Annotated in this window: 17 protein-coding genes; 9 read left to right on the forward strand and 8 right to left on the reverse strand. The window is 59.1% G+C overall.

From position 1 onward, the window contains the following. Nucleotides 1–2: 2 nt before the first annotated feature. From KGB06_RS14595 to KGB06_RS14620, 5 genes are all read right to left on the reverse strand, one after another. Nucleotides 3–716, reverse strand: coding sequence for a hypothetical protein (locus tag KGB06_RS14595; protein WP_223516868.1), 714 nt, complete (start codon nucleotides 714–716; stop codon nucleotides 3–5). 119 nt (nucleotides 717–835) lie between these two features. Continuing rightward, nucleotides 836–2,059 carry a type II and III secretion system protein family protein gene (locus tag KGB06_RS14600; protein ID WP_223516870.1) on the reverse strand — a complete coding sequence of 408 codons (1,224 nt, stop codon included), beginning with the start codon at nucleotides 2,057–2,059 and terminating at the stop codon, nucleotides 836–838. A 593-nt stretch (nucleotides 2,060–2,652) separates the two neighbouring features. Continuing rightward, nucleotides 2,653–3,291 (reverse strand): LysE family translocator, encoded by a 639-nt coding sequence (locus tag KGB06_RS14610; protein ID WP_223516872.1) that lies wholly within the window; start codon nucleotides 3,289–3,291, stop codon nucleotides 2,653–2,655. Between the two features lies 1 nt (nucleotide 3,292). Beyond that, nucleotides 3,293–4,063 carry a 2OG-Fe(II) oxygenase gene (locus tag KGB06_RS14615; protein ID WP_223516873.1) on the reverse strand — a complete coding sequence of 257 codons (771 nt, stop codon included), beginning with the start codon at nucleotides 4,061–4,063 and terminating at the stop codon, nucleotides 3,293–3,295. A 92-nt stretch (nucleotides 4,064–4,155) separates the two neighbouring features. Continuing rightward, nucleotides 4,156–4,782 carry an alanyl-tRNA editing protein gene (locus KGB06_RS14620; RefSeq protein ID WP_223516875.1) on the reverse strand — a complete coding sequence of 209 codons (627 nt, stop codon included), beginning with the start codon at nucleotides 4,780–4,782 and terminating at the stop codon, nucleotides 4,156–4,158. A gap of 90 nt (nucleotides 4,783–4,872) precedes the next feature. Between KGB06_RS14620 and KGB06_RS14625 the strand changes: the two genes are divergently transcribed. Beyond that, complete coding sequence (locus KGB06_RS14625; RefSeq protein ID WP_223516876.1) at nucleotides 4,873–5,853, forward strand: LysR family transcriptional regulator; 981 nt, start codon at nucleotides 4,873–4,875, stop codon at nucleotides 5,851–5,853. A 158-nt stretch (nucleotides 5,854–6,011) separates the two neighbouring features. Here the strand turns inward: KGB06_RS14625 and KGB06_RS14630 are convergent, their stop codons facing one another. Both KGB06_RS14630 and KGB06_RS14635 read right to left on the reverse strand, forming a co-directional pair. Then, a complete protein-coding gene (locus tag KGB06_RS14630) occupies nucleotides 6,012–6,419 on the reverse strand; it encodes a PA2817 family protein (protein ID WP_007905217.1) in 408 nt (135 codons plus the stop codon). 83 nt (nucleotides 6,420–6,502) lie between these two features. After that, nucleotides 6,503–8,950: an acyl-CoA dehydrogenase gene (locus KGB06_RS14635; protein ID WP_223516878.1), complete on the reverse strand. Its 2,448-nt coding sequence runs from the start codon at nucleotides 8,948–8,950 to the stop codon at nucleotides 6,503–6,505. Nucleotides 8,951–9,198: 248 nt separating this feature from the next. On the opposite strand from KGB06_RS14635, the gene KGB06_RS14640 reads away from it, so the two are divergent. From KGB06_RS14640 to KGB06_RS14655, 4 genes are all read left to right on the forward strand, one after another. Beyond that, nucleotides 9,199–9,858 carry a transglutaminase-like domain-containing protein gene (locus tag KGB06_RS14640; RefSeq protein WP_223516880.1) on the forward strand — a complete coding sequence of 220 codons (660 nt, stop codon included), beginning with the start codon at nucleotides 9,199–9,201 and terminating at the stop codon, nucleotides 9,856–9,858. Nucleotides 9,859–9,901: 43 nt separating this feature from the next. Then, nucleotides 9,902–10,525 (forward strand): glutathione S-transferase family protein, encoded by a 624-nt coding sequence (locus tag KGB06_RS14645; RefSeq protein ID WP_223516882.1) that lies wholly within the window; start codon nucleotides 9,902–9,904, stop codon nucleotides 10,523–10,525. 131 nt (nucleotides 10,526–10,656) lie between these two features. Then, the gene (locus KGB06_RS14650) at nucleotides 10,657–11,589 is read left to right on the forward strand and encodes an ABC transporter ATP-binding protein (RefSeq protein WP_223516884.1); all 933 of its coding nucleotides are present in this window, start codon (nucleotides 10,657–10,659) and stop codon (nucleotides 11,587–11,589) included. Further along, nucleotides 11,586–12,365, forward strand: coding sequence for an ABC transporter permease (locus KGB06_RS14655; protein ID WP_223516886.1), 780 nt, complete (start codon nucleotides 11,586–11,588; stop codon nucleotides 12,363–12,365). The genes KGB06_RS14650 and KGB06_RS14655 overlap by 4 nt, the downstream gene beginning before the upstream one ends. A gap of 173 nt (nucleotides 12,366–12,538) precedes the next feature. On the opposite strand, the gene KGB06_RS14660 is transcribed toward KGB06_RS14655, so the two are convergent. Then, nucleotides 12,539–13,054, reverse strand: coding sequence for a DUF2062 domain-containing protein (locus tag KGB06_RS14660; RefSeq protein ID WP_223516887.1), 516 nt, complete (start codon nucleotides 13,052–13,054; stop codon nucleotides 12,539–12,541). 135 nt (nucleotides 13,055–13,189) lie between these two features. On the opposite strand from KGB06_RS14660, the gene KGB06_RS14665 reads away from it, so the two are divergent. From KGB06_RS14665 to lpxK, 4 genes are all read left to right on the forward strand, one after another. Next, entirely contained in the window at nucleotides 13,190–15,424 is a 2,235-nt protein-coding gene (locus tag KGB06_RS14665; protein ID WP_223516889.1) for a DNA internalization-related competence protein ComEC/Rec2, read from the forward strand. Nucleotides 15,425–15,522: 98 nt separating this feature from the next. Beyond that, a complete protein-coding gene (locus tag KGB06_RS14670) occupies nucleotides 15,523–16,161 on the forward strand; it encodes a MotA/TolQ/ExbB proton channel family protein (RefSeq protein WP_223516891.1) in 639 nt (212 codons plus the stop codon). Beyond that, nucleotides 16,158–16,589 (forward strand): ExbD/TolR family protein, encoded by a 432-nt coding sequence (locus KGB06_RS14675; protein WP_223516893.1) that lies wholly within the window; start codon nucleotides 16,158–16,160, stop codon nucleotides 16,587–16,589. The genes KGB06_RS14670 and KGB06_RS14675 overlap by 4 nt, the downstream gene beginning before the upstream one ends. Next, nucleotides 16,589–17,599, forward strand: a complete 1,011-nt coding sequence (gene lpxK, locus KGB06_RS14680) for a tetraacyldisaccharide 4'-kinase (RefSeq protein WP_223516895.1) — start codon at nucleotides 16,589–16,591, stop codon at nucleotides 17,597–17,599. The genes KGB06_RS14675 and lpxK overlap by 1 nt, the downstream gene beginning before the upstream one ends.

A 17,599-nucleotide genomic window follows, 5' to 3' on the forward strand; every position in this document is an offset into this window, starting at 1 on the left:
TTCTACTTGTTCGCACTGGACGAGGTATCGGCTACCTCAGTCCTGCGATTCCCCTCGGATGCCACCACTTTATTGGCGGAGGCCTTGAGTTTTTCCGCGCGGGTTTGAGCCTCTATGACTTGCTTGGGGCTCAAGTCGGCGCGGGTCACGAGTTCAGCAGCCGCCTTCCAGTTATCCTGGTAGATCAGCAGCGTCACCATATTGAGTGCCGCCAGTGTATTTGCCTGCTTGAGCTCCATGGCGGTCATGAACTCAAAGCGTGCTTCAGGGATCCGTCGCTGATTGAGGTAGACGACCCCCAGGTCATTTCGCATCCTGTCGTCGGTGGGGGCCATCTTCACCGCATGCTCAAGGTGTGTGGCAGCGGTGGCGTTATCATTTTTGGCGGCGGCCAACTGGCCCAGGCCATGTTCCCCTTCAGCCGCCAGACAGGTGCCGTGCAAGCTTTCATACAACGGCTGCGCGTCCCCGCTACGCCCCATCAAGCGCAGCACCCGAGCCTTGCGCAGGCGAACCTGGACCAGGTCATCGGGCAATCCTTCCAGATTCGCCAGGCTGGCATACAAACGGCCTTCTTCGGCCATGCTGTCGGCCAGGTTCAGGGCCAGTTCTTGATCTGAACCGGGCTTGGCACAGTTAGCTGGTTGCGAAGACATGCCATTGCTGGCACAACCTGCGAGCATAAATGTCGCCGCTATTGCAATGACTGCTTTCATTGAAGGTCCTCTGGCTACAACACGTTGAACGCCTGGCCAATGGCAATACAGCTGGCCCGGCAAGCGTTCAAAGTCACCGTTACGAGTGAGGGCGAGGCAAGTCTGGTTCAGGCTTCGGTTCATTGCGAGAGCCCGCTGAGGCTGTCGAAGTCGCCATTTTCCAGGAAAAACATGCGGTAGAAGTTCGGGTCGTAATTGCGCATTTGCTCGCCAGGCAATGACGGTAGTTGTGCATTGGCGGCCAGTGGCTGGACCAGATGCGGGGTGACGATCATCAGCAGTTCGCGCTCCTCACGGTTGATGACGTTGTCGCGGAAAAACGCGCCCAGAACCGGGATATCCCCCAGCCCCGGAAACTTGTTCACATGGGAGTCGTTGTGGGTGCTGATCAGGCCGCTGATGACGAAGCTTTCGCCGTCGGCCAGGGAGATGCTGGTATCGGTACGGCGCACGGTCAGGGCCGGGACTACCGTGCCGGCGATGCTCACGGCGTTGGTGAAGTCCAGTTCACTGACTTCCGGCGCCACCTTCAGCGCGATACGGTTTTTCCCGATGATGGTCGGCGTCAGGGTCAGGCGGATACCGAACTCCTTGTACTCGATGAACACGTTATCGCTGCCTGAACTGGGCACCGGAATCGGTATTTCACCGCCGGCCAGGAAGCTCGCACTCTGCCCGCTGAGCGCTACCAGGCTTGGCCGCGCCAGCGTGTAGGCGAAACCACTGCCTTCCAGCGCGTTGAGCGCCACCAGGGTATTGCCGGTAGCAAAAGTGAGGTTGAAGTTGTTGTTGTTCACCGGTACCGCCGGCGTGACAATGCCGCCGATGGTGGGCAAGGTTCTCGGCGAGCCGAACAGCCAGTTGCCACGGATGCCGAAAATCGAGGCGGAGGCTTCCTTGAGCTTGGTCCGGCTGACTTCTACGAAGCGGATATCGGTCTGCACCTGGCTCGGCAGCAGCGGGTCTTCGGAAGGCACCGACGGCACGCTGGTCAGCGCCGACGTGGCTTTACCCTTGACGAATACCATGCTTTGGCGCGGCGTTTTCGAACAGGCGGTCCAGACCATCAGGCTGGTGGTCCCCGGCGCAACGCCCGTGAGTATGAACGCGCTGCTGCCGCTGGGTTGTACGTCGGCAATTTTCGGGTCCCCCACCGCCAGTTGTGTTATCGGAACGGGGCTGCGCAGTTCATGCTGCAGCCCCTGACCGACCTCGTACGTTGTCGGCCAATTGTCCAGCTGTGGACAATTGGCCGGCGCGGCCTGAGCCGCATCCACGCTGAGGCCCATCCAGAACAGGCCATGGATAATTCGCTTGATAGCGGGCACGGGACGAAGGCTCATTAAGTACATCCTTTTAGGCTGACTGAGTTGTCACGGATCACTTCACGGGGATCGGACAATCCCCCCCAATGCGCCAGACCACTTATCCATGACCTCGGCGTTATTCCTTGCGTGCTACATACGAGCAGGCGCAATTCACTGATCTGGCTGGACAGCGAGCGACCTTTGCTAAAACGATTTTTAGTGATCCGCTGACCAGGACTGCCCGACAGAGCGACACTCGCGGCTATGGACCGTACTGTCCGCCGACCTGGCTCCCCCGGAAAGTAATCGGCAATGAAGGTACATCGCCGGAAAACGCCTGCCAGGATCATAGTGAGGTAACTCCTTTTGCCAATTCGCCATCTGATCACTGAAGCTAACGTGGAAATTCGAGCCGTTATGACTTCTTATTGTTTGAAGGTAGTTCAATCAAGCCAAAGTGCCATCGTTTTAAAAAAAACCATTGGTGTAAAGGCTGGAGAAAGGCGGACGGGCGAGCGGTGCGGGCAAGGTCGCAGCGCAGTGCGATTGCCTGATATTGACGGGGTGTGCTGAATGCAAAAAAAGGCCCGTCAGTCTGACTGCGCGGGCCTTTTGCGTTTGTGCAGGTTTTACATCGAGAGGATCAAGCGCCCGGCAAACAGGATCAGAATTACCCCCATTGTCCGTTCAAACCAGTGGCCCATACGCATGAACAGCACTCGCACCCGGGCACTGGAAAAGAACAGCGCGACAATGACAAACCACAGCGCGTTCACAAAGCACATCCAGACCCCATACAGCGCCTGGATTTTCAGAGGCGTCGTGGCGCTGATGATGGTGGTGAAAATCGCCAGGAAAAACAGCGTCGCCTTGGGGTTGGTTGCGTTGGTCAGAAACCCGGTGATAAATGCCTTCGACAGCGTTTGTTCGGCGACGGGCTCGTCCGAGCCTTTATCGCCCTCAAGCGCGGACTTGGGTTTGCTGCGCAACAGGCTGACACCGAGGTACAAAATGTAGGCGCCGCCCGCGACCTTGGCCACGGTCAACAGCCAAGGCGTTGTATGCATCAGCGCGCCGACCCCGAGCAGGGTGTACAGCACGTGCACGGAAATCCCTGCGCCGATACCCAGCGCCGTGCAGATGCCCACCAACCGGCCGAAACGCACGCTCTGACGAATGGTCACGGCGAAATCCGGCCCGGGTGCGACCACGGCCAGAAAGTGAATAGTCGCCAGCGCCAGAAATTCGCCCAGGTAATTTGAAAACATCTCAACTCCAGAAGGTAAGGGGTGAAGCATTGCCGCGGTAACCGACAAAGAACGAAAGGCTCAGTCGCGGATCCGCCACGCCCGGAGTCACCGAGTGCATGCGGCGCGAATTGAACATGATGAAATCGCCCGGCTCAGGGCGAATCTCCAGGGTCGGAGGGCCTAGCAGGGCGGGGTCGATGCCGTAACTGTCGCCGCGCATGTCGTCGAACTGATCCGGCGAAATATCGTCGTCCCACACCTGCAGCGCACCGCCCTCGGTCGGCATGTTCAGGTAAACGTTGCAGGCGAACTGCGCTTCCAGGCTTCTGGCCTGATAACTGTCCGGAGCGTCCTTGGCGAAAATGTCGTGGTGGGCGAGGAAGCACACCCCCGGTTTCACCACTCGCGACAGCCCGACGTACATCTTGCGGCCGTAGAGGTTTTCCAGGTGTGCACCTGCCGGCCAGGATTCATCGAGCATGCAGCGCAGGGTGTCGACCGGGGACGAATAGGGCGCGCAACGGTTACGCAACTCCGCAATGTTGCGCGTGGCGCGTTCGAAGTAGTCCTCGATCAGCAGCGGCTGGTTTTCCGCTTCATAAAACGCCATGCCGATGCGGCCGATGCTCGGCGCATTGATATAGCCTTCGAAGCCCGGGGCGAGGATCTTGTCGCCAATCTGAATCGCCAGCGGCGGGGGCAACAAGCCCTTGACGCGGATGGCGAGGACTTCTTCATTGACCAGTTTTTTTATGCACGTCTCATCGAGACGCTCGACGTCAAGCATCATGTCTTAGGTCCATCTATCAGATAGTCAACAGAACCCGCGAACACAGGTTCCCCCGGCGTCAGGCGATGACAGTGCCGGCATCGCCCAAATGCTCAATCCACGTTGTAGTGGACTGACAGCGTTCCCTTCTTCAATGAAAGGGACGCGATCGTGACTGTGCCCAACTCCTTCAGGCTCCGTACATGGGTGCCGCCGCAGCCATAGGCGGGCAGTTCACCGAAACCGATTTCCCGGGCGCCATCGCGCAACGACGTCAGCCGCGGGAAATCCTGGGTAACCCACTGTTCGATGCCGAGTTGAATGGTTTGGGCATCGACGTCCTGTGCGCATTCCAGCGCCTTGAACTGCACGCGGCCTTCGCCCGGCCAGTGATGCGCCTTGATCGGCATCCAGCCCTTGGCCTGGACGAAGTGGCCGATCAGATGCCCGGCTGAATGCATGCGTGTATTGAACTGGCGATGCTCCCCGTCCACCCGAATCAGGGTCATGCCGGGTTTTACCGGTTGGTCGACGAAATGCATGATCCGGTCGGGATCCTGGATGACGCGCAGTACCTGGCTATCGCCGATCCAGCCCGTATCAAAGGGCTGTCCGCCACCCTGGGGGTGAAACAGCGTGGCGCGCAGAACCACCGCATATTCGTTCTCGTAGGGCGTGCAATCCAGGACTTCCACATTAGCCTTGAGGTCATCACTATGGAAAAAGAGGCGAAGCGTCATATTCCATGCCCTTATTAAAGTTTCTATTTTTATTATATGAAGCGTGGAATTGCGTGATAATCCGCTCAATCATCAAAGGACTGTTGCGCTGTGAGCATAAATCTTCCGCTACCGCTGCTCGGTGAAATGGCGATTTTCGTCAAGGTGGTCGAAACCGGCAGCTTTTCTGAAGCGGCCCGTCAACTGGGCACTTCTCCTTCGGCAGTCAGTCGTAGCATTTCACGCCTGGAGAAGGCGCTGGCCACGCGTCTGCTGCAACGAACCACGCGTAAATTGCGGCTGAGCGACGGGGGCGAAGAGGTATTCAAGCGCTGCCAGGAAATGGTCAGCGCCGCCAAATCGGTGATGGAAATCAGCGGGCAGTTCACCCAAGAAGCCGAAGGGTTGGTGCGAGTCAGTGTGCCCAAGGCCGTGGGGCGATTCGTGATTCACCCGCATATGCCGGAGTTTCTGCGGCGTTATCCCAAAGTCGATGTGGAGTTGTTGCTTGAGGATCGGCAGGTGGATCTGATCGACGACCATGTTGATCTCGCCATCCGGATTACCGATCGACCACCCGCCGGTTTGGTTGGAAGGCAATTGCTGACCATCGACCATTTGCTCTGCGCCACGCCGCAATACCTGGCTGAACACGGTACACCGACACATCCCCACGATTTGCTTAACCACAGTTGCATCTATCTGGGTGAAACCCCGAGTGATGCGCGCTGGAAATTCAAGAAAGGCACCAAAGCGGTCACTGTCGGCGTGCGTGGTCGGTATGCCGCCAATCACACCGGTGTGCGATTGGGCGCGGTGTTGCAGCACATTGGCATTGGCAGCCTGCCGTATTTCACGGCGCGTTATGCGCTGGAGCAGGGGTTGATCGTGCAGGTGTTGCCGGACTGGACGTTTCTGGCGTCGTACCACGGCGGCGCCTGGTTGCTGCATTCGCCGACGCGTTATCTGCCGCCGAAATTGCGGGTGTTTATCGATTATCTGGTGGAGTGCCTGGAGAAGGAGCCGACCTTGAGCAAGCCGGGGAAGATTGCGGCTGAGTATGAGTTGCCTGAGAGTGATGGGTTGCTTTGACTGGCCCTTTCGCGAGCAGGCTCACTCCCACATTTGACCGCGTTCCAATGTGGGAGTGAGCCTGCTCGCGATAGCGGTTGTCCAGACAATGCATCACGCAGCCAATAAAAAGGCCCGCATGTTCAACCATGCGGGCCTTTTTCATTACTGAGCCGGGATCAGTGCTTGCTGTCTTGATTCGACATCGCCAGCAGTTGTTTTTCCTGGTTCCAGTCAAACGGTTCGTCGTTCTGTTCAGCTTCGAAGCGACGTTCTTCCAGCGCCTGATACAGATCGATTTCATCATCGGGCATGTAATGCAGGCAGTCACCGGCGAAGTACCACAGCAGGTCGCGCGGGACCAGGTGGGCAATTTGCGGGTAGCGGGTGATCACCTGGCAGAGAATGTCCTGGCCCAGGTATTGGCTTTCGATCGGATCGACCGGCAGCAACGCACGCAGTTCGTCGAAGCGCTCCAGGAACAAGGCATGGCTTTCTTCGGGAACCTGTTCGGCCTCACCCACGGCGACCAGGATGCTGCGCAAGTGGTCAAGCAAGACGAGATGGTCGGCAACGACGTTGGACACGAGATAAGTCCTCAAGAGCAAAACGGGCGCGGGAGTATAAAGCGCCCGCGCCCATTTTGCATTGGCCTACAAGCGTGGCTGGATCAGCGGACCTTTCCTTGCGCCAGTGCCAACTCTTCTTTATCGAAATCATCGACATCAATCACCTTGCGCCGCGCCGCTTCGGCGGCACGCAGGGTCTGCGCTTCCCCTGCCTGCAATACGCCGGCCTCCAGCGCTGCATCGATGATGTTCTCCCCGGCTGCCGGCTCGAGCTGGCCACTTCTGAGCGCCATGTGCAGTTTTTTCTGCAGGGGTTGCGCTGCATTGAGCAAATTGCAGGCGTGTTGCAAAGCCCCGACGGCGTCATCGGCCGATTGCGGTCGATAGCAACCGCCCAGCAACTCTTCGAGCGTCGGGTCGCCCTTGGCGCGGCCAATCACGGCGGCCACTTCGGCGCCAAGTGCGTCCGATGGCCCTTTGTGTCGACGGCCGAACGGGAACACGATCATCCGCAACAGGCAGCCCAGCACCTTGTTCGGGAAATTGGTCAGCAGTTCATCCAGCGCGCGTTCCGACTGGCCAAGACTTTCCTCCATGGCCCAGGTAAACAGCGGCGTCATGTGCTCCGGTGAATCGAGGTCGTGATAGCGCTTGAGGGCGGCAGAGGCGAGGTACAGGTTGCTGAGCACATCCCCCAGGCGTGCCGACAGGCGTTCGCGACGTTTCAGTTCACCGCCCAGCAGCATCATGCTCAGGTCCGCCAGCAAGGCGAACGCCGCGGCCTGACGGTTGAGCGCCCGGAAGTAACCCTGGCTGAGCTTGTTGCCCGGTGTGTGTTCGAAGTGCCCTAAACCCAGGTTCAACACCAGTGTGCTGGCGGCGTTGCTCACGGCAAAACCGATGTGCTTGAGCAGCAGACCATCGAACTCGGTGAGCGCCTGGTCCTTGTCTTCGCGGCCAGCGAGGGCCATTTCCTTGAGCACGAACGGATGGCAACGAATCGCCCCCTGGCCGAAGATCATCAGATTGCGCGAGAGAATGTTCGCGCCTTCCACGGTGATGAAAATCGGCGCGCCATTCCAGCCGCGGCCAAGGTAGTTGTTCGGCCCCATGATGATGGCTTTACCGCCGTGAACATCCATCGCATGGCTGATGCACTCGCGGCCGCGTTCGGTGAGGTGGTACTTGAGAATCGCCGACAGCACCGACGGTTTCTCGCCCAGATCCACTGCGTTGGCGGTCAACATGCGCGCCGCGTCCATCATCCAGGCGTTGCCGCCGATGCGCGCCATGGCTTCCTGAATCCCTTCGAACGCCGACAGTGGCACGTTGAATTGTTCGCGAACCTGAGCGTACTGACCGGTCACCAGACTGGTGAATTTGGCCGCGCCGGTGCCGACGGCTGGCAACGAAATCGACCGCCCGACCGACAGGCAATTCATCAGCATCATCCAGCCTTTGCCGAGCATTTCCTGACCGCCGATGAGGAAGTCGAGCGGCACGAACACGTCCTTGCCGGAGTTCGGGCCGTTCATGAACGCGGCACCCAGAGGCAAGTGGCGACGACCGATTTCCACGCCAGCGGTGTTCGTTGGGATCAGGGCCAGGCTGATGCCCAGGTCTTCTTCGTCACCCAGCAAATGGTCCGGGTCATAGGCCTTGAAGGCGAGGCCGAGCAGGGTCGCCACCGGGCCGAGGGTGATGTAACGCTTTTCCCAGTTCAGGCGCAGGCCGAGGGTTTCCTTGCCTTCCCATTCACCTTTGCAGATCACCCCGGTGTCGGGCATTGCCCCAGCGTCGGAACCGGCCAGCGGGCCGGTCAACGCGAAGCAGGGAATGTCGTCGCCGCGCGCCAGGCGTGGCAGGTAATGGTTGCGTTGTTCGTCGGTGCCGTAATGCAGCAACAGTTCGGCGGGGCCGAGGGAGTTGGGGACCATCACGGTGGAAGCAAGGTCGCCGCTGCGGGTCGCCAGCTTCATGGCGACCTGTGAATGCGCATAGGCAGAGAAGCCTTTGCCGCCAAATTCTTTGGGGATGATTAGCGCGAAGAAGCCGTTCTCCTTGATGTGCGTCCAGGCCTCGGCGGGCAGGTCCATGTCTTGCCCGATTTGCCAGTCGGTGACCATGGCGCAGAGCTCTTCGGTCGGGCCGTCGATGAAGGCCTGTTCCTCTTCGCTCAGTTGGGCTTTTGGGTAGGAAAGTAGCTTGTCCCAGTCGGGGCGACCGCTGAACAGTTCGCCGTCCCACCACACGGTGCCGGCATCAATGGCGTCGCGTTCGGTTTGCGACATCGGCGGCAGGGTTTTCTGGAACCAGTTGAACAGCGGCGCGCTGAAGAACTTGCGACGCAGATCGGGCAGCAACAATGGTGCCGCAACGGCTGCGATCAACACCCAGTACAACAGCAGCAGCCAACCGGGCGCGCGGCTGAAAGCCCCCATTGCCACCACGTAAACGGCAACGATGCAGAGAGCGGGCAGGGGAGCGATGCGACGATGGGCTAACCAGGCTATCCCGACAACCAGAACCAGTATCCACAACAGCAGCATATTTAATCCTCCGTGAACCAGGGTAAAACCAACCTTCAGAGCTTAGACGGCATCCGCCAAAGAGGGTGGTCAGAGCGATGTGATTGAAATCGTGGGAAACCTTGGGTGAGATTTGCAGGCTCGGTTGGCAACATGCTCGGGAAATGGTTCGTTTCCTACGCGGCAATGCGCTCATGTTTGGCCGAAACGTCGTTATCTCTGTGCTGAACCTGTCGTTAGACTCGGGGCTTCCCCAGGAGATTATTCTCATGCACGAGTACTTGAGTCCCGGCCGCTTCATCGATAGTGACCATCCCTCGGTGGTGGAGTTCGCCGAACAACATCGCGGCAGCCGTCGAGACCCGGTCGAACAGGCGATCCACCTGTATTACGCGGTGCGCGAGGCCGTGCGCTACAACCCCTACACGTTCAGCCGCGACCCGCAGACCCTGCGCGGCAGTTATGCGCTGGCAACCGGGGAAAGCTATTGCGTGCCCAAAGCCACTTTGCTGGCTGGTGCCGCGCGACATTGCGGGATCCCGGCGCGGATCGGTCTGGCCGATGTGCGCAATCACCTGTCGACCCCGCGTTTGCTCGAATTGCTCAAGAGCGATGTGTTCGCGATGCATGGTTATACGGAGTTGTATCTGAATGGCCGTTGGGTGAAGGCAACCCCGGCGTTCAACCAAAAACTCTGTGAACTGTTCAATGTCGCGCCGCTGGAATTCGACGGGATCAATGACAGTGTCTTTCATCCCTACAATCGCGATGGCGCGCAGTTGATGGAATACCTGGTCGATCACGGCCAGTTCACCGATGTGCCGGAAGCGTTCTTTTTCGAACACCTGGAAAAGTGCTATCCGCACCTGTTCAGCGAGCAACTGCCCATGCTGCTGGGCGATATGCAGAGCGATTTGAGTCGCGCCTGATCCGGCGTATGCTGCCTGCCCACTTGTCGAAAAAGAGGCGGTCATGCTGAAGATCTGGGGTCGGAAAAACTCGTCTAATGTCAGAAAACCGTTGTGGGCCGCCGAAGAACTGGGGCTGGCCTACGAGGCCATCGACGCGGGCGGCGCCTTTGGTGTCGTCGATACGCCGCAGTATCGGGCGATGAACCCCAATGGCCGCGTGCCGGTGATTGAAGACGACGGTTTTGTGCTGTGGGAATCCAATGCCATCGTGCGTTACCTGATGGCCCTTCATGCCAACGGCAGCGCTTGGTATCCGGCGGATATAAAAGCTCGCGCCACGGCCGACAAGTGGATGGACTGGACGACCTCAAGTTTCGCCGGCCCATTCCGCACCGTATTTTGGGGCGTGTTGCGCACCCCGGCAGACAAGCAGGATTGGTCGGCTATCAACGCCGCTATCAAGGAGTGCGAAGATCTGCTGTCACTGGCCGATCAGGCACTGGCCGCCCAACCGTACCTGTCCGGCGACGAAATCGGCATGGGCGACATCCCGCTCGGTAGTTTTATTTATGCCTGGTTCGAGATGCCGATCGAGCGCGTATCACAGCCGCACCTTGAAGCCTGGTACGCCCGGTTGAAACAGCGTCCGGCGTATCAAAAAGCCGTTATGACTGCGTTGACTTAATACTCACTATCGACACACTTGACTGTACTTGTGTGGCGGCGACAAGCACCATTGCGCTCACGCGCCGCGGCTGTACCTGTCGCCGCCGGCCGTTTTTTATTCCTTTCTTCCTTCTTGGTGCGTAATCCGATATGAGTTCCGCTCTGTCCATCCGGCAGCTAACCAAAACCTACGGCAACGGTTTCCAGGCCCTGAGTGGTATCGATCTGGATGTCGCCGAAGGTGACTTCTTCGCCTTGCTGGGCCCTAACGGCGCCGGCAAATCCACGACCATCGGCATTCTGTCGACCCTGGTGAACAAGACCAGCGGAACGGTGAATATCTTCGGTCACGACCTCGACAAAAATCCTGCGCAACTCAAGCGCTCCATCGGCGTGGTACCCCAGGAATTCAACTTCAACCAGTTCGAAAAGACCTTTGATATCGTCGTGACCCAGGCCGGTTACTACGGCATTCCGGCGAAAATCGCCAAGGAACGCGCCGAGCAATACCTGACCCAGCTGGGACTGTGGGACAAACGTGACACGCCTTCACGCTCGCTGTCTGGCGGTATGAAGCGACGACTGATGATCGCTCGTGCGCTGGTTCATGAACCGCGCCTGCTGATCCTCGACGAACCGACGGCAGGTGTGGACATCGAACTGCGTCGCTCGATGTGGACCTTCCTCACCGAGCTGAACCAGAAAGGCATCACCATCATCCTCACCACGCACTATCTGGAAGAGGCTGAGCAGTTGTGTCGCAACATCGGCATCATTGACCACGGCACCATCGTCGAGAACACCAGCATGAAACAGTTGCTCAGCCAACTGCATGTGGAAACCTTCCTGCTCGATGTAAAAAACACGTTGACCAGTGCGCCGCAGTTGCTCGGCTACCCGACCAGGCTGATCGACAGCCACACTGTGGAAGTCCAGGTCGACAAAGCCATGGGCATCACCGCGCTGTTCACTCAGTTGGCGCAGCAAAACATTGAAGTACTGAGCCTGCGTAACAAAACCAATCGCCTCGAGGAGTTGTTCGTGTCTCTGGTGGAGAAAAATTTGTCGAAGGTGGCGGTATGAGTTCGGAGCTGCAACCCAACCTCGTTGCCCTCAATACCATCGTTTACCGTGAGGTCCGGCGTTTTACCCGGATCTGGCCGCAGACGCTGCTGCCGCCGGCCATCACCATGGTTCTGTACTTCGTGATCTTCGGCAATCTGATCGGTCGCCAGATCGGTGATATGGGTGGCTTCACTTACATGGAGTACATCGTGCCGGGGCTGATCATGATGTCGGTGATCACCAACTCCTACGGTAACGTGGTGTCGAGTTTCTTCGGCAGCAAGTTCCAGCGTTCCATCGAGGAATTGATGGTGTCGCCGGTCTCGCCGCATACGATTCTGATCGGCTACACCTTGGGCGGCGTGCTGCGCGGGCTGATGGTCGGGATCATTGTGACGTTGCTGTCGCTGTTCTTTACAGATTTGCAGGTGCATCACCTGGGCGTGACCATTCTGGTGGTGGTGTTGACGGCGACGATCTTCTCGCTGCTGGGCTTCATCAACGCTGTGTTTGCCCGCAATTTCGATGACATCTCGATCATCCCGACGTTCGTGCTGACACCGCTGACCTACCTGGGCGGGGTGTTTTACTCGATTTCCCTGTTGCCGCCGTTCTGGCAGACCGTGTCCCTGGCGAACCCGGTGCTGCACATGGTGAACGCTTTCCGTTACGGCATCCTCGGCGTTTCGGACATCAAGATCAGCATCGCGATTACCTTTATGCTGGTGGCGACCATCGTGTTGTACATCGGTTGCGCACGGTTGCTGGTCAGTGGTCGCGGGATGCGTACCTGATCAGGACCGCGGCGCCCCCCCCTTCGCGAGCAGGCTCGCTCCCACATGGGATCTGTTGTGAACACAAAATCTGTGTTCAGCACCAAACCCTGTGGGAGCTACCTGCTCGCGATGGCGTCAGCACAATCACCGCAATAAAAACGGCCTCCAAAAATGGAGGCCGTTTTGTATTCCTACATTCTGCTTTTCTTGCGCCGCTTCCACTGCCGCGCCACCCACCAGCGCCAATACATCATGGTCAGGAAATAGGCGAGGGCACCCAGCACCACTCCGGTGACGATCGAGCCCAGCAAAAACGGCTGCCATAACGTAGACAACTCGCCGCTGACCCATTCCCAGGACAATGAGTCCGGCAACTGGCGGGTGGGCACATCCAACAGCCAGGCACCGGTCTGGTACGTGCAGAAAAACACGGCTGGCATGGTGATCGGGTTGGTCAGCCAGACCAGACTCACCGCAATCGGCATATTGCCCCGCACCAGGATGGAAAGCACGGCGGCCAACAGCATTTGCATCGGGATCGGCAAAAACGCCGCGAACAGGCCGACTGCCATCGCCCGGGCCACAGAGTGGCGGTTGAGATGCCAGAGGTTGGGGTCATGCAGCAAGCTGCCGAGAAAGCGTAAGGATTTGTGTTCCTTGATGCTGGTCGGGTCTGGCATGTAGCGTTTGAACAAGCGCCGGGGCATAAGGCTTCTCGGTCGGTTAAGGCGGCAAGTATGTCTGGATTCTGCGAACCACCCATTCAGACTTTGTGACAATTATTAACGGCGTCTGTGCAACTAGCCGGCTAAGCCTAGGTGGGAACTCTCCAGGATGAGTGTATGCGCACAGGGATGTTGGCGCTGGCATTGGGTCTGTTGACCCTGCGTTTTTTGCCGATTTTACCGCCGGTCGGGTTATGGATGTTACTGCCGCCAGTGGGTTTGATGTTGTTGCCGTTTCGGACGTATCCGTTGGCGTTTTTCCTGTTCGGCTTCAGCTGGGCGTGTGCGAATGCACAGTGGGCGCTGGATGATCGCCTGCCACTGAAGCTGGATGGCGAAACCCGCTGGATAGAAGGACTGGTGACGGGGTTGCCGCAGAATGCCGACGGCGTGGTGCGATTCGAACTGACGGACAGCCAATCACGCCGAACGAAGCTGCCCGCGAAACTTCGGCTGGCCTGGTACGACGGGCCGTCCATCAACAGTGGCGAGCGCTGGCGACTGGCGGTCAAATTGAAGCGACCCTCCGGGCTGCTCAATCCGCATGCCTTCGATTACGACGCCTGGTTGCTGGCGCAACACATCGGCGCGACCGGCACGGTCAAGGCGGGTGAGCGACTCAACGAAGCCCGAGGGGCTTGGCGCGACGGCATCCGCCAGCGTTTACAAGCAGTCGATGCCCAGGGCCGAACCGCAGCGTTGACGGCGCTGGTACTCGGAGATGGCGCCGGGCTGAGTCGTGAGGAGTGGCAAGTGCTGCAAGACACTGGCACCGTGCATCTGCTGGTGATTTCCGGGCAGCACATCGGATTGTTGGCGGGGTTGGTCTATCTGCTGATCGCCGGGCTGGCACGTTTTGGCCTGTGGCCAGGACGTTTGCCCTGGCTGCCCTGGGCATGCGGGCTGGCGTTCCTGGCAGCGCTGGCTTACGGGCTGTTGGCCGGCTTCGATGTTCCGGTGCAACGCGCTTGCGTGATGATCGGTCTGGTGCTGTTGTGGCGGCTGCGCTTTCGTCACCTCGGGGCCTGGTGGCCGCTGCTACTGGCTCTGAATGGCGTTTTGCTGCTGGATCCGTTGGCTAGTCTGCAACCGGGATTCTGGTTGTCCTTCGCCGCCGTGGCAGTGTTGATCTTCACCTTTGGCGGGCGATTGGGGCCTTGGCGATGGTGGCAAACCTGGACCCGGGCTCAATGGCTGATCGCAATCGGGCTGTGCCCGTTGTTGCTGGTGCTCGGCTTGCCGATCAGCCTCAGCGGCCCGGTGGCCAACTTGCTGGCGGTGCCCTGGATCAGTCTGGTGGTGTTGCCACCTGCCTTGCTCGGGACATTGTTGTTGCCTGTGCCTTATGCGGGCGAAGGGTTGCTGTGGCTGGCAGGCGGTTTGATTGACGGGCTGTTCAAGGCGCTGACTTTGATGGCCGGGCAATTGCCCGCATGGGTGCCGGTGGCGGTGCCGTTGTGGTGTTGGGGACTTGGTACTTTGGGGGCCTTTCTACTCTTGCTGCCGCGCGGTGTGCCGTTGCGCCCATTGGGGTGGCCGTTGTTGCTGTTGCTGGTTTTTCCGCCTCGGCCGTTGTTGCCTGAAGGCATGGCCGATGTCTGGCAACTGGACGTCGGCCAAGGGCTGGCTATCTTCGTGCGTACCCGCCATCACACGCTGTTGTATGACGCCGGACCGCGTTTCGGCGACCTCGACCTCGGTGAGCGGGTGGTGCTGCCGTCATTGCGCAAACTCGGGGTAAAGGCGCTCGACCTGATGCTGATCAGCCACGCCGATGCCGATCACGCCGGCGGTGCGCGAGCAGTGGTCAATGGCTTGCCTGTCAAGCGGGTACTCAGTGGCGATCCCGAGGGTTTACCTGTCGAACTGCAAGCCCAAGGGTGTGAAAGTGGCCGGCAATGGAACTGGGACGGTGTGAATTTCCAACTGTGGCAATGGACGTCAGCCCATGACAGCAATCAGAAGTCCTGCGTCTTGCAAATAGAGGCCAGCGGCGAGCGTCTGTTGCTGACCGGCGATATCGACATCGCTGCCGAACGGGCCTTGCTTGAGAGTCCTCTGGCGGTGGCCACTGATTGGTTGCAGTCACCGCATCACGGCAGCCGCAGTTCCTCGTCGATGGCCCTGTTGAGTGTGCTGCAACCCAAGGCAGTGTTGATTTCCCGTGGGCAGGGCAATTCTTTTGGCCATCCGCACCCCACGGTCGTGGCGCGCTATCAGAAACGTGGCATGGCGATTTACGACAGCGCCGAGCACGGAGCCATTCGTCTGCAACTGGGGCATTTCAAGCCACCGTGGACAATGCGTCTGGATCGGCGTTTCTGGCGCGCTCCGCCATCTATCAATAAATAGCCGGGAGTTATTAAAGCCCGACCGGAAGCGACATCACGGTCTTCGGTGCGCTCACCCCCTATGTTAGAGTGGCGCACTTTTTCGAGGGGACTGTCACTGTGTGGGAATTGGTCAAATCCGGCGGTTGGATGATGCTGCCGATCATTCTGAGTTCCATCGCGGCCATGGCGATTGTCGCCGAGCGTCTCTGGACCCTGCGAGCCAGCCGTGTGACCCCGGAGCATCTGCTCGGGCAGGTCTGGGTGTGGATCAAGGACAAGCAACTCAATAAAGAAAAACTCAAGGAACTGCGCGCCAACTCACCGTTGGGCGAGATCCTGGCCGCAGGCCTTGCCAACTCCAAGCATGGTCGCGAGATCATGAAAGAGTGCATTGAAGAAGCCGCCGCGCGGGTGATTCACGAGCTTGAACGTTACATCAACGCGCTGGGCACCATTGCCGCCATGGCCCCGTTGCTCGGGTTGCTCGGCACGGTGCTGGGCATGATTGATATCTTCAGTTCGTTCATGGGCACGGGCATGACCACCAACGCCGCGGTGTTGGCCGGCGGTATTTCCAAAGCCCTGATCACCACGGCTTCGGGCCTGATCGTCGGTATCCCGGCGGTCTTCTTCCACCGGTTCCTGCAACGGCGCATCGATGAGCTGGTGGTGGGGATGGAGCAGGAAGCGATCAAACTGGTCGAGGTAGTGCAGGGTGACCGTGACGTGGACCTGTCCGAGGGCAAAAAAGCGTGAAATTCCGCCGCAAGCAACGGGAGAACGTGGACATCAATCTTGTGTCGCTGATCGACGTGGTGTTTGTCCTGCTGCTGTTTTTCGTTGTCACGACCACCTTTACCCGTGAAACCCAGTTGCGCGTCGAACTGCCGGAAGCGATCAGCGGCTCGCCGGCTGAAGATCAACAGGTCAAGCAACTGGACATCGGTATCAACGCCGAAGGCGTGTTCTCGGTGAACAATCAGGTATTGCCCAAGAGCGACCTGACAACCGTGATGGAAGCGCTGCAAAAAGAATCCAACGGCGACACCAACCTGCCGCTGTCCATCAGCGCTGACGGCAAGACCCAGCATCAATCCGTCATCACCGCCATGGACGCCGCCGGGAAACTCGGTTTCAGCCACCTGCGCATGACCACCGTCGAGGCAGCGGCGCCCGCGCCCTGATGGCCATGTCTGATCGCCTGCTCGCCGCGTGGTACGAAGGTCATCCGGCCCTGAAACTGTTGCAGCCACTGGAGTGGTTGTATCGGCGGGTGGTCATGAACAAGCGCAAGCGGTTTCTGGCGGGTGAGGGCGATATCTATCAGCCGCCCGTGCCGCTGATCGTGGTCGGCAATATCACGGTAGGTGGCACCGGCAAGACGCCGCTGATTCTGTGGATGATCCAGCATTGCCAGCGCAGCGGTTTGCGGGTGGGCGTGGTGAGTCGCGGTTACGGCGCCAAACCGCCGCAACTGCCGTGGCGTGTTGAAGCGGATCAAAGCGCGGATATGGCGGGCGACGAACCGTTGTTGATCGTCCAGCGTACCGGCGTGCCGTTAATGATCGACCCGGAACGCAGCAGCGCGGTCAAGGCACTGCTGGCGAGCGAGCCGCTGGACCTGATTCTTTCTGACGACGGCATGCAGCATTACCGCATGGCACGCGATCTGGAACTGGTACTGATCGATGCCGCCCGAGGCTTGGGCAACCAGCGTTGCCTGCCTGCCGGACCATTGCGCGAGCCGGTCGAGCGCCTGCAAAGCGTCGACGCGGTGCTCTACAACGGCGCTGCGGATGATCGCGATGGCGGATTTGCCTTCCAGCTGCAACCCACCGCCTTGATCAATGTGCAAAGCGGTGAACGGCGTCCCCTCGACCACTTCCCCGCAGGCCAGGCGCTGCACGCCGTGGCCGGGATCGGTAATCCGCAGCGTTTCTTCACAACCCTCGAAACGCTACACTGGCAGCCAGTCCCGCATGCGTTTGCCGACCACGCCGAATACAGCGTGCAAGCCTTGAATTTCACACCGTCATTGCCGTTGGTGATGACTGAAAAAGACGCGGTGAAGTGCCGTGCTTTCGCTGCCGCCGATTGGTGGTACCTGGCGGTCGATGCTGTGCCATCGCCGGCCTTCGTGGCCTGGTTCGATACGCAGCTGATGCGCCTGTTGCCGGATCGTCTTTTGCCTTAA

Source organism: Pseudomonas sp. GL-B-19 (assembly GCF_019956415.1).
Lineage (GTDB): Bacteria > Pseudomonadota > Gammaproteobacteria > Pseudomonadales > Pseudomonadaceae > Aquipseudomonas.